This window comes from Pectobacterium sp. CFBP8739 (assembly GCF_013449375.1).
Lineage (GTDB): Bacteria > Pseudomonadota > Gammaproteobacteria > Enterobacterales > Enterobacteriaceae > Pectobacterium.
The window spans coordinates 1-15,695 of the sequence record NZ_JACDRR010000032.1 but is presented as its reverse complement, the minus strand read 5'-3'; the positions used below and the strand labels follow the sequence as shown (position 1 = coordinate 15,695).

14 protein-coding genes and 1 riboswitch are annotated in these 15,695 nt (G+C 52.9%); of the genes, 12 read left to right on the top strand and 2 right to left on the bottom strand.

Going from position 1 to position 15,695, the window contains the following annotated elements:
- Window positions 1-26: 26 nt before the first annotated feature.
- The 8 genes from H0247_RS18650 to oxyR all read left to right on the top strand — a co-directional run bounded on the left by H0247_RS18650 (window position 27) and on the right by oxyR (window position 8,743).
- Entirely contained in the window at window positions 27-1,193 is a 1,167-nt protein-coding gene (locus H0247_RS18650; protein ID WP_180743867.1) for an ABC transporter ATP-binding protein, read from the top strand.
- A 49-nt stretch (window positions 1,194-1,242) separates the two neighbouring features.
- Complete coding sequence (locus H0247_RS18645; protein WP_255434027.1) at window positions 1,243-2,349, top strand: extracellular solute-binding protein; 1,107 nt, start codon at window positions 1,243-1,245, stop codon at window positions 2,347-2,349.
- 69 nt (window positions 2,350-2,418) lie between these two features.
- Window positions 2,419-3,258 carry an ABC transporter permease gene (locus H0247_RS18640; RefSeq protein WP_180743865.1) on the top strand — a complete coding sequence of 280 codons (840 nt, stop codon included), beginning with the start codon at window positions 2,419-2,421 and terminating at the stop codon, window positions 3,256-3,258.
- Entirely contained in the window at window positions 3,255-4,061 is an 807-nt protein-coding gene (locus tag H0247_RS18635; protein WP_180743864.1) for an ABC transporter permease, read from the top strand. Before H0247_RS18640 ends, H0247_RS18635 begins: the two co-directional genes overlap by 4 nt.
- Entirely contained in the window at window positions 4,058-5,062 is a 1,005-nt protein-coding gene (locus H0247_RS18630; RefSeq protein WP_180743863.1) for a LacI family DNA-binding transcriptional regulator, read from the top strand. The genes H0247_RS18635 and H0247_RS18630 overlap by 4 nt, the downstream gene beginning before the upstream one ends.
- Window positions 5,063-5,109: 47 nt before the next feature.
- Window positions 5,110-5,871, top strand: a complete 762-nt coding sequence (locus tag H0247_RS18625; RefSeq protein ID WP_180743862.1) for a phosphodiesterase — start codon at window positions 5,110-5,112, stop codon at window positions 5,869-5,871.
- Window positions 5,872-6,454: 583 nt separating this feature from the next.
- On the top strand, window positions 6,455-7,351 hold the full coding sequence (gene metF / locus H0247_RS18620; protein ID WP_180743861.1) for a methylenetetrahydrofolate reductase: 897 nt from the start codon (window positions 6,455-6,457) through the stop codon (window positions 7,349-7,351).
- Between the two features lie 483 nt (window positions 7,352-7,834).
- Window positions 7,835-8,743 (top strand): DNA-binding transcriptional regulator OxyR, encoded by a 909-nt coding sequence (oxyR, locus tag H0247_RS18615; RefSeq protein WP_180743860.1) that lies wholly within the window; start codon window positions 7,835-7,837, stop codon window positions 8,741-8,743.
- On the opposite strand, the gene sthA is transcribed toward oxyR, so the two are convergent.
- Window positions 8,735-10,141, bottom strand: a complete 1,407-nt coding sequence (sthA, locus tag H0247_RS18610; protein WP_180743859.1) for a Si-specific NAD(P)(+) transhydrogenase — start codon at window positions 10,139-10,141, stop codon at window positions 8,735-8,737. The two genes, oxyR and sthA, sit on opposite strands and share 9 nt — an antisense overlap.
- A 211-nt stretch (window positions 10,142-10,352) precedes the next feature.
- Here sthA and fabR point away from each other — a divergent pair, with 211 nt between their 5' ends.
- Entirely contained in the window at window positions 10,353-10,982 is a 630-nt protein-coding gene (gene fabR, locus H0247_RS18605; protein ID WP_014916981.1) for an HTH-type transcriptional repressor FabR, read from the top strand.
- Between the two features lie 35 nt (window positions 10,983-11,017).
- Window positions 11,018-11,404 (top strand): YijD family membrane protein, encoded by a 387-nt coding sequence (locus tag H0247_RS18600; protein WP_180743858.1) that lies wholly within the window; start codon window positions 11,018-11,020, stop codon window positions 11,402-11,404.
- Window positions 11,405-11,443: 39 nt separating this feature from the next.
- On the opposite strand, the gene trmA is transcribed toward H0247_RS18600, so the two are convergent.
- Window positions 11,444-12,547 carry a tRNA (uridine(54)-C5)-methyltransferase TrmA gene (gene trmA / locus H0247_RS18595; protein WP_180743857.1) on the bottom strand — a complete coding sequence of 368 codons (1,104 nt, stop codon included), beginning with the start codon at window positions 12,545-12,547 and terminating at the stop codon, window positions 11,444-11,446.
- A 129-nt stretch (window positions 12,548-12,676) separates the two neighbouring features.
- Window positions 12,677-12,909, top strand: a riboswitch (cobalamin riboswitch).
- A gap of 65 nt (window positions 12,910-12,974) precedes the next feature.
- Between trmA and btuB the strand changes: the two genes are divergently transcribed.
- On the top strand, window positions 12,975-14,831 hold the full coding sequence (btuB, locus tag H0247_RS18590; protein ID WP_180743856.1) for a TonB-dependent vitamin B12 receptor BtuB: 1,857 nt from the start codon (window positions 12,975-12,977) through the stop codon (window positions 14,829-14,831).
- Entirely contained in the window at window positions 14,776-15,633 is an 858-nt protein-coding gene (gene murI, locus H0247_RS18585) for a glutamate racemase (RefSeq protein WP_255434024.1), read from the top strand. Before btuB ends, murI begins: the two co-directional genes overlap by 56 nt.
- Window positions 15,634-15,695 lie beyond the last annotated feature (62 nt).

Genomic DNA, 15,695 nt, shown 5'->3' with positions numbered 1-15,695 from the left:
GTTTGATTATCGCGGAATGCACAGCTGTGCAAAAAAATACTTCCCCTGCGGCAGCCCCGCACATTGTTATCGACCATCTACACGTTGGGTACGGCACGACCGCCGTATTGAACGATATCCATCTGGAGATCGCGCAGGGCGAATTCGTGGCGTTGCTCGGTTCATCAGGATGTGGCAAGACGACGTTACTGCGTACGGTCGCGGGGTTTTCATCGCCGCGTTCAGGGACTATTCGTGTTAACGGACAGGATATGACGCAAGCGCCACCGGAGAAACGTGGAATGGCGCTGGTGTTTCAGAGTTACGCACTGTGGCCGCATATGACGGTGGCACAGCATATTGCTTACGGGCTGCGTTTGCGCCGTGTGCCGCATGCGGAGATTGCCAGCCGCGTGGCGGAACTGGAAACCATGCTCGGGTTGGCGGGGCTGAGTGCCCGTAAGCCTGCGGAACTGTCCGGTGGACAGCGTCAGCGCGTCGCGTTGGGCCGTGCACTGGCGGTGAGACCCGATATTTTGCTGCTGGACGAACCGCTCTCCAATTTGGATGCCCGCATTCGCCTACAGTTGCGTGATGAAATCCGTGCGCTGCAACAGCGTCTGGGATTGACGGCGATCCACGTGACGCACGATCGCGAAGAAGCGATGGTGATGGCAGATCGCATCGTGATTTTGAATCAGGGTCGCATCATGCAGGCGGGTAGCCCGCAAGAGGTGTACCACCATCCGGCCAGTTCGTTTGTCGCGGCGTTTATGGGCGCAGAGAATCGGCTGGTGCTGGAGGCGCGTTATGACGGCGATACGCTGATGATTTCCGGTGATGCCGAAAGTCACTCGCTGGTGCCAGCACATACGTCGCTACAGCCCGGCCCGATAGAAGCGCGCTTTCGTGCGGAAGCGGCTTGTCTTTACGATGCGGCAGAGGTTCCGCTCATCCAGCCCGGTATGTTGATGCGTTACGGTACAGTGCAGGCACAAAGTTACCCCGGTGGATATTGGCTGCATACGATTTCCAGCGGCTCTTGGCGGATACAGGTTCACGCTGCGCATCCGTATGCCATTGGGCAGCGGGTTGCGGTGCAGATCCCTGCCGAGGCGCTGTTTCTTTTCCCGCTGGCAGAAGAGGCGATGTCTTCGCCAGCGGTATCGGATATCCCTTCACGTTATTCCTCGCTTCCCGGCCTGACGGCCTGATCCTGAATTGGAGACAAATGAGATGAAACGCATTTTTGCTGCAACGCTGATGATGAGTACGCCACTGGCGGTGGTACAGGCACAGGAATTAACGGTGTTGACGGCGGGTGACCAAAACATGGTCGACTATGTCAATGAGTATCTGGGGCCGCTGTTTGAGAAGCAGCATCCCGGCGTAAAAGTACGTGCCGTCGGCACCGGACCGGGTGATGCGGGGTCGCAGAAGATTCTAGAGCGTTTCAATGCACAGCAGGCCGCAGGTGCCAAAGTCTGGGACACCGATGTGGCAGTCGTGCATGAGAAATTTGTCGGCCCGATGGTGCAAAAGGGTGACCTGCTGAAATATCGCGACGATATCGCCAGTGGCAAGTTGGTTAACATGGCCGCGGCGGATAAAGCCATGGGCACAGACGTAAAAGGCTACGTCATGCCGATGTTCAGTAGCCAGACGGCGCTGGCCTATAACCCTGGCATGGTCGCGAATCCGCCTAAAAGCTATGACGAAATTCAACAGTGGGCTGCCGCGCATCCGAAAATGTTCGGCTACAACGGGATTAAAGGCGGCGCATCGGGCGTGAGCTTCGTCATGGGCTGGATTTACGCTTACGGCGGCGATGCTCAGAAGCTGATGAATGGGCCGTTTGATGAGGCGGAAGCGCAGAAATGGCAGCCGGCGTTTGAACGCCTGAAAGCCTTTAACAAGAACGTGACGCTGACGCCGGGCAACGCGGGCACGCTCGATATGCTGAGCCGCGGTGAAATCGCGATGGGGCCGGTGTGGGTCGATATGTTCTATTCCTGGAAAGCGAGCGGACAACTGCCGGATAATTTCAAATTACTGCTGCCTGCGCCCGGTATGCCGGGGCAGCCGATGCACTATGTCATCCCCGCGCAGGCACCGAACCGCGAACTGGCTAAGCAGTTTGTTGAACTGGCAACCAGCGCCAAAGTACAGGCTGAAGGGATTGTGGAACGCTTTAACTGGTATCCGGGGATCGATGCCAAGTACGTTCAGGCCGAGCTAAAACCCGCGGTATGGCAGCGTCTTTTCACAGACGTAACGCCGGATGAATTGGCGAGCAAAGGCAAGACGTTCCCTATCGCGCCTTACCACACCGCGATTTTAAACGCGTATGAGCAGGCGATGGCGAAATAGTGCCACTGGCTTAGAACCCTTCGCATTACATGCGCTCTGGCAGGATAAAGCCAGAGCGCGGAGACCTTCATGTTGCACGTATCCCAATTTTCTTCCCGACTGGCGGGTATCGCGCTTGTGCTACCCGCGCTGGCAGTGGTGGCGGTCTGTTTTATCACGCCGCTGGGGCTGTCGGTTGGGGGCGCTTTTGTCAGTCAGAATGGCGTGGGCATTGATAATTTTGTCACGGCATTGACGCTGTATCTGCCCGATATCCTGTTTACTTTATTGATAGTGAGCCTCTCAACGCTGCTGATTGGCCTGCTTTCCGTCATGATCGGCGGCTACCTGACTCTGGGGGAAAGCCCGCGTATGGTGGCGCTGTTGCGTTGGGTCTATCGCTGGCCGCTGTTTATTCCGTTTATCGTGACCGGGCAAATTTTACGCACGTTTCTGGCTAAGAACGGCTGGCTGAATGGCGCACTGGATACGCTCGGCATTGTCGATATGGCCAGTGCCAGCAACTGGCTGGACTGGCGTGGCATTGTGTTCGCCTTTGTCTGGAAACAGACGCCGTTTGTGGCGCTGCTGGTCGCGGGCGCGATGGCATCGCTGGATCGCACGATGATCGAGTCTGCCCGTAACTTAGGTGCATCGCGCTTGCGTATCCTGTGTGAAATTGTGGTGCCTCAGGTTGGGCAAACGCTGCTCACCGGGCTCATTCTCTCTTTCGTCACCATGATGTCGGTGCTGTCCGTACCGATGATGATCAATGCCCAGTCGCCGACGATGCTAACTGCCAATATTGCTTTTCGCATTAACGCCTACGGCGATTATGGCGTGGCGAATGCGTTGGGGGTGATTTCCCTGTTGATGACCAGTCTGTTTGCCGTGATTTATCTCCGCTTGAACATGAGGGATAAAGCATGAAGAACGTACGGTGGTGGATCCCGAGAATGCTGATTCTGGGGACGCTGATCTTCTTGATCTTTGGGCCATTGGCTAACCTCCTACTGTGGTCGGTGGCGGAAAAATGGTTTTATCCTCACCTGCTGCCCAATGACTGGGGCTTCGCCTTCTGGAAACGCGTGTTTTCACCGCGCGGTGTGGCCTGGGAAGCGCTGGGAAATAGCGTGCTGGTGGCGGTGTTTACCGTGCTGGCTTCGCTGTCGCTGGCGATTCCGGCGGGATATGCGCTGGCGCGTCTGCCGCTGCCTGCTCGCGGATTGATACTGCTGGTATTCCTGATCCCACAGGCGTTTCCGAACCTGACGGTGTACGTCAATATCGCTCGCTTGTTCTATCAGTGGGGGCTAAATGGCACGCTGCTGGGTGTCGTGCTGGTTCACACGGTTCACGGACTGGTGTTTGCCGTCTGGATTGCTTCGGCGGCGTTCTCGGCGGTGGGGCGTGAAATGGAACAGGCGGCACGGTCGATTGGTGCCGGGCCGTGGCGTGCCTTTGTCGATATCACTCTGCCGCTGGCTATGCCGGGGCTGATGGCATCAGCCATCTTCGTTTTCCTCGAATCGCTGGATGAATTTACCGGCAGCTACTTTGTGGGAGCACCAGATGTGCAGATGATGCCATTGCTGCTTTACACCGCGGGGGCGGGCGGCAACTACCAGATCGCTTCCATTACCGCGCTGGTGCTGCTGATTCCTTCTGTGCTGTTCATGCTGGTGGTGGAGCGTTTTTTGAAAGCCGACGTAATGGCAAGGATAGGGAAATGACGGCAGGTAAGCAGGGCTACGTTAGCGCACAGGATGTGGCGCGTCGGGCTGGGGTATCGCGCTCGGCGGTATCCCGCAGTTTTACCCCTGGCGCCAGTGTGTCGGCTGCCACCTATGCCAAAGTCATGACGGCGGCGCAGGAGTTGGGTTATCAGGTTAACGATCTGGCGCGTGGCCTGCTGACGAACCGCAGCCGTCTGGTTGGGTTGGTGGTGACACACCCCGAAGTTGGGTTTCGTGCCAATCTGGTGGCGGAACTGTCGCAGGCGTTAATTCAACGCGGCTCAATTCCCGTTCTCATCAATACCGGCCATGTGCGGGAAGCGATGGCGGCCGCGCGCTCCATTCTATTCGGACATCGTGCGGAAGCGACGATTGTGCTTTCTGGCTCGCCGCCGAAAGAGTTTGTTGAGCTGGCACAGCTGAACGGTCAGCCGCTGATTGTCATCGGTCGGCACGAACCGGCGTGCGACAGCGTACACATTGATAATGACACCGCCGCACGCATGGCGGCGCGGCTGTTTGCCTCATCGGGCAGAACGCGCCTGGCGCTGGCCGGAGCGGCCTCGGCAACGCCCAATATCATTGAACGTGAACAGGCATTTTGTGATGAGGCGCGAGCCTTAGGGCTGTCTGTGGCCGTGGTACGTGGTGGCGATACGGATTATGACGATGGGCTGGTGGTCGGGCAGACGCTGTTTTCGCTTCCTGAAGCCGTCAGGCCAGATGCGGTGTTCTGTGTTAACGATTTAGTCGCGTTCGGTGTGATCGATCGCGCAAAGCAGTATGGCCTGGCTGTTCCGCAGGATCTCATGGTGATCGGATTTGATGATATTCCGGCCGCAGGATGGGATGCCTATGCGCTGACGACCTTTCGTCAGGATCCTGCAACGATGGCTGCGCAGGCGTTGGCGTTGCTCGATCGACGCCAGTCTCAGGTACAAGAACCTGCGTGTAGAGCGAAAGTGGCTGCCCCGCTCATCCGCCGCCAGTCGGCGTAACGGCAGTGACGGGCGAGAACGCGTGGATAGTGAAAACCGAGGATAATATGAAACTGATTCAACTCTCCGACCTTCATCTGACCGCACAAGGCGGCAATTTGCATGGTCGCGATCCTGAGCAGCAGTTGAAGGCGGCGATTGCCGATATCAACGCACACCACTGTGATACCGATCTGGTGGTGATCTCCGGCGATCTGTCCGATGACGGCAGTGCGGCATCCTATACGTTTCTGGCCTCGGCGCTGGCTGAATTGCAGCTTCCCTGGTGTGTGACGATGGGGAATCACGACGACCGTGAGGTGTTTTTGGCTCAGTTCCCGACGCTGGCGGATGAAAATGGGTTTGTGCAGAACGTGACGTCTGTGGGGGATGATTGCGTCATTCTGCTGGACTCGTTGCAGGCCGGCGAGGTCGCCGGAACGCTGTGTTCTGCGAGGCTGGCATGGCTGGAGCAACAGCTTCAGGCTGCGAAAGAAAAGAACGTGTTCCTGTTCTTGCATCATCCTCCGATGTCGATCGGGCTTCCGGCGCTGGATAGCGTTCGATTGGCTTCCGAGGCGGCAGACGCGCTGTATCAGGTGTGCCATCGTTTCGGCAATGTGCTGCATATTTCTGCAGGGCACGTGCATCGGCCTGCTAGCGGCAACTGGCGAGGAATATCGTTTAGCACGGTACGCGGCACCAACCATCAGTCCGCCCTGCGTTTCGCACCCGGATTCGAAACCAGTCTGGAAGCCCCGCAATACGCCATTTTTCTGACGACAGAAGAAGGTCATACCGTACATTTTCACGATTTTCCCTGTGGCTGAGGGGAGCCATCTCCCTTAGTTATATTTATGCCGGATGGGCAATGGTTTCGTGCGCGATACTACTAGCATTTTCATGCTACTCCGTAGCACGCGCCCGACACGGGGCGGCTCCACGCCGCACGCCCCGTGACCCCTAGCTTTCCGGCGTGAATTATGTCGCTGCGCGATGCCTTCGTCGGTATCAGGCTTCACGGACCGCTTGCGACACGATTACTCGCCCCATAAATGGGGCTCGCCCTCCGGGCCAGCACACGTGCTGTTCAAAAACGTCTCTGACGTTTTTGTCCGACGTGGCGCAAGCTTTCGCCGCGTCCATGCGGCTCATCCTAAGCCCGTACTCTCCTCAGCATAATTTTTTACGCCGGATAACGGCACAACCCACGATACTTCTGGGTTTGTGTATAAAAGTCACCACTCCTGATCCATCATGAAATTTTTTCATTTACCGTGAGCAATCATCACGGTTTGTCGTGCTGAAAAACGTTGACTCTTTAAGCGGATTACGTCATTTTCTATATAGACGTCTAAACGTATAGACGTGTGGCGAATGATAATAACAATCACGGTCAACGGGGTAGCAGGTATGAGCTTTTTTCACGCAAACCAGCGGGAAGCGCTGAATCAAAGTCTGGCGGAATTACAGGGACGGATTAATGTGTCGTTCGAGTTTTTCCCGCCGCGTACCAGCGATATGGAAGAAACTCTGTGGAGCTCTATCGATCGACTGAGCAGCCTGAAGCCCAAGTTTGTCTCCGTGACCTACGGGGCGAATTCCGGTGAGCGTGACCGTACTCATAGCATTATCAAAACGATTAAAGAGCGTACCGGTCTGGAAGCGGCGCCTCACCTGACCTGCATTGATGCGTCGCGTGAACAACTGCGTGAAATCGCGCAGGATTACTGGCAAAGCGGTATTCGCCATATTGTCGCGCTGCGTGGCGATTTGCCGCCAGAAGGTGGTAAACCGGACATGTACGCGGCGGATCTGGTCTCCCTGCTGAAAGAGGTTGGCGATTTCGATATTTCCGTAGCCGCCTATCCTGAAGTGCACCCTGAGGCGAAAAGTGCACAGGCGGACCTGATTAACCTGAAACACAAAATTGATGCCGGCGCAAATCGCGCGATCACACAGTTCTTTTTCGACGTAGAAAGCTACCTGCGATTCCGTGACCGCTGTGTAGCGACGGGTATTGATGTAGAAATTGTGCCAGGTATCCTGCCCGTGTCGAATTTCAAGCAATTGCAGAAGTTTGCCACGATGACCAACGTCCGCGTGCCAAACTGGATGACAGCCATGTTTGACGGTCTGGATAACGATCCCGAAACCCGCAAAATGGTGGGGGCGTCTATCGCGATGGATATGGTGAAAATTCTCAGCCGCGAAGGCGTAAAAGATTTCCATTTCTATACGCTGAACCGCGCCGAACTGAGCTACGCGATTTGCCATACCCTGGGCGTCCGCCCTGATGTGGCACGCTGAGACAGCGCGTAACATTTCAGGAAGAACGAGGTCGTACACGGTGATGAAGAATAAGGGTATAGGAATATACCTTTCAACCTCACTTACTATGGCCATGAAAAGGGGGAGTCTCAGGGATGAGATTCCTATTCAACCGTTTTAGCTCAATCGTTAGAGACTACGTCGCTTTCCCATCGTTTTGCTGAGCGGCGTCCTACCCGATTTTCTGCACCCTATCCACTTTTTACTCACCTTATTGATGAACTTTTAGCCTACATGTCATGTTTCCTGGTGTTCATCATGATCGCCTGACGAAGAGACACAAAATGCTGTCATCATCAAATCACTTGAATATATTAGCCTGCTCGGTATAGCGTGACAGGTGGCTAGAATACGCACACATGTTTCGGTGGAAAGGGATTGTTCGCTTGGGATGTTGATAGAGATTGTCGTTCGTTGGTATCCTATTTATCGCCGTTAGCTATCATAATAAGGAGAATAATAATGAATATTCGGGACTTAGAGTATCTTGTCGCATTGGCAGAACATCGGCACTTTCGGCGTGCGGCAGATTCCTGCCATGTGAGTCAGCCAACACTCAGTGGACAGATTCGTAAACTGGAAGATGAACTCGGCGTGATGCTACTGGAGCGAACCAGTCGCAAAGTCTTGTTTACGCAAGCGGGATTGTTGCTGGTAGAGCAGGCGCGAACGGTATTACGCGAGGTCAAGGTACTAAAAGAAATGGCGAGCCAACAAGGTGAAACCATGTCCGGGCCTCTGCATATTGGTTTGATCCCCACGGTGGGGCCTTATCTGTTGCCGCACATTATTCCAATGCTTCATCGCACGTTTCCTAAACTCGAAATGTACCTGCATGAAGCACAGACCCACCAGTTACTGGCTCAGTTGGACAGCGGCAAACTGGACTGTGCCATTCTCGCGATGGTGAAAGAGTCCGAAGCCTTTATCGAAGTTCCTCTTTTTGATGAACCGATGAAACTGGCCATTTATCAGGATCACCCGTGGGCGAACCGCGAACGTGTGGCGATGTCCGATCTGTCGGGTGAAAAACTACTGATGCTGGAAGACGGCCACTGCCTGCGCGATCAGGCGATGGGCTTCTGTTTTCAGGCAGGGGCGGATGAAGATACGCATTTCCGAGCGACCAGCCTAGAGACACTGCGCAACATGGTCGCAGCTGGAAGCGGTATTACGCTACTCCCGTCGTTGTCGGTTCCGCGCGAACGCGAACGCGATGGTGTCTGCTATTTGCCATGCTATAAACCGGAGCCCAAACGCACTATCGCGCTGGTGTATCGCCCTGGCTCACCGCTGCGCGGACGGTATGAGCAACTTGCCGATACCATCCGCGAACATATGCAGGGCTATATGGAAAACCTGTCAAAATAAGCGGTTAAGCCCGTTCAGCGCCGCTACGCGATACGCTTCTGCCATGGTTGGATAGTTGAAGGTAGTATTAACGAAATATTCGATAGTATTGCCTTCACCTTTTTGTTCCATGATGGCCTGCCCGATGTGGATAATCTCCGCAGCGCGCTCACCAAAGCAGTGAATACCCAGAATCTGTTTCGTTTCACGGTGAAACAGAATCTTCAAACTCCCCACATTCATCCCAACAATCTGCGCCCGTGCCAGATGTTTGAACTGTGCCCGCCCGACTTCATAAGGCACTTTCATTGCAGTGAGCTCTTGCTCGGTTTTCCCCACGGAGCTGATTTCTGGGATGGTATAAATGCCGGTTGGGATATCTTCGATCAGATGCGCGCTGGCATCGCCTTTGATGATCGCCTGTGCGGCGAGTCGCCCTTGATCGTACGCCGCAGATGCCAGGCTGGGATAGCCGATGACATCGCCAATGGCATAAATATGTGCCAGCGCCGTCTGGTACATGCTGTTGACCTTGAGCTGGCCGCGGCTGTCGGTGCTCAGGCCAATATTCTCCAGCCCCAGCGTTTCCGTATTCCCCGTGCGTCCGTTGGCATAAAGCAGGCAGTCCGCCTTCATCTTTTTGCCTGACTTCAGATTAACGATAACGCCGTCAGACAGCCCTTCAATACTCTCGAACTCTTCGTTGTGGCGAATCACCACGCCGTTGTTCCAGAAATGGTAGGACAGGGCATCCGACATTTCCTGATCGAGAAACGCCAGCAGCCTATCGCGGGTATTGATTAAATCGACCTTCACGCTCAGGCCGCGAAAGATAGAAGCATATTCGCAGCCGATAACGCCCGCGCCATAGATGATGACGTGCTGGGGCTCATGGTCGAGTTGCAGAATCGAGTCGCTGTCGTAAATACGCGGGTGATTGAAGTCGACGTCTGCCGGATGATACGGACGTGAACCGGTCGCGATAATGATATTCGCGGCGGTCAGCGTTTCATGGGTGTTGTCTGGGTAGTGAACGGCAATCGTATGTGCATCGATGAAGCTGGCTTCACCGGAAAACAACTCGCACTGGTTACGCTCATAAAATCCTTGTCGCATACGGGTTTGCTGACCAATTACGCTGTCGGCGTGGCGCAGGATGTCGGAAAATGAGGAACGGATAATGCGGGAGTTGTCACTGTAGAGGGGGTTTTGATTGAACTCGATAATACGGCTGACGGCGTGGCGGAGGGCTTTGGAAGGAATCGTACCCCAGTGGGTACAGCCGCCGCCGACATTGTAGTGACGTTCAATCACCGCAATTTTGGCACCGTGCTTGGCCAATCCCATTGCTGCACCTTCACCGCCGGGACCGGAACCAATCACAATGGCATCATAATCGAATTGATGTTGTAGAGTCATGGTAGGTTAAACCTGTTTTTATACAAATTAATAACGCGACTGTAACATTGTGCATTGTAACATCGACGACGGCAGAACCCAATCATCCCTGCCTTTACTATGGAAACAGATTCTCACATTCTTAATATGGCAAACTTTGTCTCATTCTGCGGACAATAAAATTTGCTATAGTGCCCCTCTGGAAAGGGGAGTAGATCATTTGGGCAGCATAATGGGTGTCAGAGCACAACAAAAAGAACGGACTCGTCGTTCCCTTATTGAAGCTGCATTTAGCCAGTTAAGCGCTGAGCGCAGTTTTGCCAGCCTGAGCCTGCGTGAAGTTGCCCGTGAAGCGGGTATCGCGCCGACATCTTTTTATCGTCATTTTCGTGACGTGGATGAACTGGGGCTGACAATGGTTGACGAAAGCGGGCTGATGCTGCGCCAGTTAATGCGACAAGCTCGGCAGCGTATTGCCAAGACCGGTAGCGTAATCAGGACGTCGGTTGCCACCTTCATGGAATTTATCGGCAATAATCCTAATGCGTTCCGGCTGTTGCTGCGTGAGCGCTCAGGAACGTCGGCGGCTTTCCGTGCGGCAGTTGCGCGCGAAATTCAGCATTTTATCGCTGAACTGGCGGATTACCTTGAGGTAGAAAACCATATTCCCCGTAGCTTCGCAGAAGCGCAGTCGGAAGCGATGGTGACCATTGTTTTCAGTGCGGGAGCAGAGGCGCTGGATGTTTCTCTGGAGCAACGTAAACAACTGGAAGAACGGCTGGTACTGCAACTGCGGATGATCGCCAAAGGGGCGTATTACTGGTACAGAAAAGAACACGATAGTAGTTTTACCGTGCCATAAATCCTCTATACCAACAACATGAAAAGGGAGAAACCATGACAGAAAAACCTCACCAAGAAAAAGGCACGCTGGTACTGGCGTTGATGACGGGCTTATCCGTCAATGGCGCATTCGCCGCTTTGTTCAGTAGTATTGTTCCGTTTTCGATTTTTCCCCTGATTGCGCTGGCCTTGTCCATTTACTGCCTGCATCAACGCTATTTGCACCACAGTATGCCGGAAGGTATTCCGATGCTGGCAGCGGCCAGCTTTCTACTGGGAATATTGATCTACAGTACCATCGTGCGTGTGGAATACCCCGCCATTGGATCGAACTTTATTCCGTCAATCCTGTGCGTGGTGTTGGTTTTCTGGATTGGCCTGAAACTGCGCCGCAGAAAAGAGTCGGATTCCGTATCCGCAGACGAGAGCGAGACGTTATAGCCGGTGATGCTGGCAGGGTAGCCCGCCAGCTTGCATGCGTTACTGACGTTTTTCCAACAGCACGCCGCACTCCATATGGTGGGTGTAAGGGAATTGATCGAACAGCGCCAGACGGCGAATGTTGTGGGTTTCCGAGAGCGTTTGTAGGTTATGGCTTAGCGTTTCCGGGTTGCAGGAAATATAAAGAATACGTGGATACGCCTGAACCAGTTTCACCGTTTCGTCATCCAGCCCGCTGCGCGGCGGGTCAACAAAAATGGTCTCGCACTGGTAGCTCTTCAGATCGATGCCCTGTAGGCGGTTAAACTGACGCACGCCTTGCATGGCTTGCGTAAATTCTTCTGCTGCCATACGGATAATCTGCACGTTCTCTATCTGGTTCGCCGCGATATTATATTGTGCTGCCGCAACGGATGGCTTGGCGATCTCGGTTGCCAGTACACGTTCGAAATTTCTTGCCAGCGCGAGTGAAAAATTGCCGTTACCGCAATACAGCTCCAGCAAATCCCCTGTCGACCCTGCTGTCGCGTCCAGCGCCCATTCCAGCATCTGAATATTGATTGCCGCATTCGGCTGCGTGAAGCTGTTTTCTACCTGGCGGTAAATCATATCCCGCCCCGCAACTGGCAGGCATTCATCGACATAATCGCGGTCGAGGCAGATTTTGGTTTTTGTCGCACGGCCAATCAGTTGTAGACGGAAACCCTGCGCTGTCAGGCTATCGCGCAGTGCACGGGCATGCTCCTGCCACTCCTCATCCAGAGCGCGGTGATACAGCAGTGAAACGATCACTTCGCCGCTCAGGGTGGACAGATAGTCTATCTGAAACAGTTTGCGGCGCAGGACGGCATCGGGCTGAATGGCGGCAAGCAGCGCCGGCATCAGGCGATTGATTAACTCGCTGGCTGCCGGAAAGCGGTCGACCCGAATACGCTGTTTGGTTTGCTGGTCAAACATGATGTGGTAAAGCTCGTCACCCTCGTGCCAGATGCGAAATTCGGCACGCATCCGATAGTGGCTGACGGGAGAACGGAAGACGACAGGCTCTGGTGCATTGAACTGTGCCATTAGCCCACGCAGACGCTCGGTTTTCTCTGCAAGCTGGTCGTCGTATTGTTCGATGGGCAGGATTTCTGGCGTCATGATTTTCTCGTCAACAGCGTCTAAAAGGGTGTTATTGGCTGGGAATTGTAGGGAATCCGGCCAGGATGTCCAGTTTTGTTACGTGATTATCCTGTAATGATATAGAAGTCTAGACTTCCACAATTCGCGATTGTAGGATGAGCGTCCGGCCTTGTACCACAAGTTAAAAGGGAATCCAGTGTAAATCTGGAGCTGACGCGCAGCGGTAAGGAATGCCCCGGCGATAGCATTATTATGCAGACACTGTCTTCAACTTTTGAGGATGGGAAGTCATCGCTTTCGTTGTATCCCCTACCGTCGTTGACGATTTGTGGGACAACGGCATCCAAGCCCGAAGACCTGCCGGAATACGTCGCAATTGGTTCTGCATATCGCGTGCTATTAACAGAGCCTGCGGCATCCTTATTATTTCTCGGATGCTTTAACAATGATTAAAAAAATTTCGCTGCTGACGGCGCTTTCCGTCACGGCATTTTCTGGCTGGGCGCAGGAAAACAGTTCATCTCCAAATTCGTCATCGGAAAAAAATACCGATGACATGGTTGTAACGGCCAATCGTTTCGCACAGCCGGTGTCTTCGGTGTTGGCGCCCATTGATGTGGTCGCTCGTGAAGATATTGACCGCTGGCAGGCGAAAAGTCTGACAGATGTCATGCGTCGTTTGCCTGGGGTGGATATTGCTGAGAATGGTGGCCGAGGACAACTAGGCTCAATGTTTGTTCGTGGAACCAACTCCAGTCATGTTTTGGTCTTAGTTGATGGCATCCGTATGGCTTCTCCTGGCGTGACGGGGAGCATCGATTTTAGTCAAATACCTTTATCCTTAGTACAGAGAATCGAATATATTCGCGGTCCTCGTTCTGCCGTTTATGGGCCGGAAGCAATTGGTGGCGTTGTTAATATTGTTACTCAAAAAGAGGATGAAGGTGGAAAACTAGAATCAGGGATGGGGTCGCGGCATTACCAGATTTATGATGGAAACATTCGCCAACATCTGGGGGAGAATACTTCTGTGACATTGGCTGGTGCGTTTGAAGAAACGCAAGGATATAACGTTTATCCTTCTTCTTCGGTTCCCGCTGATGCGGATAGAGACGGTTTTCGCAGTAAATCGATTTGGGGCAGTATAGAACATCGATTTAGTGATAGCTTGAATGGTTTCTTTCGTTCTTATGGATACAGCAATACGACGGATTATGATCAGGTTTTTGCTGGTAGTTCCGATAAACGTCAATTGTATTCTCAGAATTTTGATACCGGCTTCCGATTTCAACACGACGGTTTGAATTCTCAGTTAGTCGGTAGTTATCAGACATATAAGGACTACAATTATACGGCGGAAACTGGTAACTATTTCCCAGGGTATTCGATGGATGAAATTACCCAGCGCAGTATGCAATGGGGAAATACACTGCAGGTTGGTTCAGGTACAGTCAGCGGCGGCGTGGATTGGCGTAGAGAAGAGAAAAAGCCTGGAACGAGTAGCGAATTCCATTCGCGTGAAAATACCGGACTGTATTTGACGGCTCAACAACGCTATTTCGAGCAGTTAACGCTGGAAGGTGCTGTTCGTACTGATGATAGTACCCAGTATAGTCGTCATAATACTTGGCAGTCTGGGTTGGGGTGGGAGTTTGTACCTGATTATCGCTTTACTTTGTCTTATGGTACGGCATTCCGGGCACCAGCATTTGGACAAATATATGGAGCCTGGGGGAGCAAAGATATTAAAGCGGAAGAGTCGTCACAATGGGAAGCGGGTCTTGAAGGATTGACAGGTGCGTTATCATGGCGACTATCGGCTTATCACAATGAAATTAATAATCTGATCGATTTTGATGGTATTACGAATAAGTATTTCAATACCGACAAGGCGACGATTAAAGGTATCGAATGGGCAGGCAATATTGATACAGGGATCCTGAGTCATCGATTTACTCTTGAATACTTAGATCCTCGCCGTGATTCAGATAATACAGTATTACCACGTCGTTCTAAACAAAAAGCCTCATATCAGGTTGATTGGACGATGTTTGATATTGATGTGAATATTTCCTATCAGTACAACGGTAAGCGATATGATAACAGTCCTACATTATGGAATGCTAAACAGCGCCGCTTGCCAAGTTATAGCACTGTGGATCTCGCAGCCTCATATCCGATCACCTCTCATCTGACAGTTCGTGGTAGAATCGCCAACCTGTTTGATAAAGATTATGAGACGGCATATGGCTACCGCACGGCAGGGCGAGAATACTATCTCACCGGAAGCTATACCTTCTAACCTGCCATCCCGTCCTACGGTTCTGGTCTTCGATTCCGGCGTAGGCGGGCTGTCTGTTTATGATGAAATCCGGCAACTTTTGCCGGATCTTCACTATATATACGCATTCGATAACGAAGCGTTTCCCTATGGTGAGAAATCACAGCAGTTTATTATCGAGCGCGTAGTTGAGATTGTTAACGCAGTTCAACTACGCCATCAGCTCGCACTGGTTGTGATTGCCTGTAATACGGCGAGTACGATCTCCCTTCCAGCGTTACGTGAGCGTTTTACTTTCCCTGTCGTGGGAGTCGTTCCTGCGGTGAAGCCGGCAGCTAAGCTGACGCGCAACGGCGTTGTTGGCCTACTGGCGACGCGCGCAACGGTTCAACGCCCCTATACGCACGAACTGATTGCCCGTTTTGCGACGGATTGCCAGATTTTGTCGCTGGGGTCGTCAGAGCTGGTTGAATTGGCAGAAGCGAAATTGCAGGGGGAGACGATTTCCATTTCCGAACTGCAAAAAATTCTACGTCCCTGGCTGCGTTTACCGGAGCCGCCAGATACGGTTGTACTAGGTTGTACGCATTTTCCGTTGTTAGCAGAAGAGCTGAAAGCGGCATTGCCAGATGGCACGCGTCTTGTCGATTCCGGTGCCGCGATTGCCAGAAGAACCGCGTGGCTCATTGCTAATCTGGATAATCCACCGCTTTCGACAGATAAGAATCTGGTTTATTGCCTGACGATTACACCTAAAGTCGCGACGCTGTGGCCAATATTGCAGCGTTATGGCTTCGATTCGCTGGAAAAACTACCACTTTGATGGCTTTGTGGGTGAATAGTAGACAAACGATAATTTTTTTGCATTTAGCGCTTGTCAGGCGG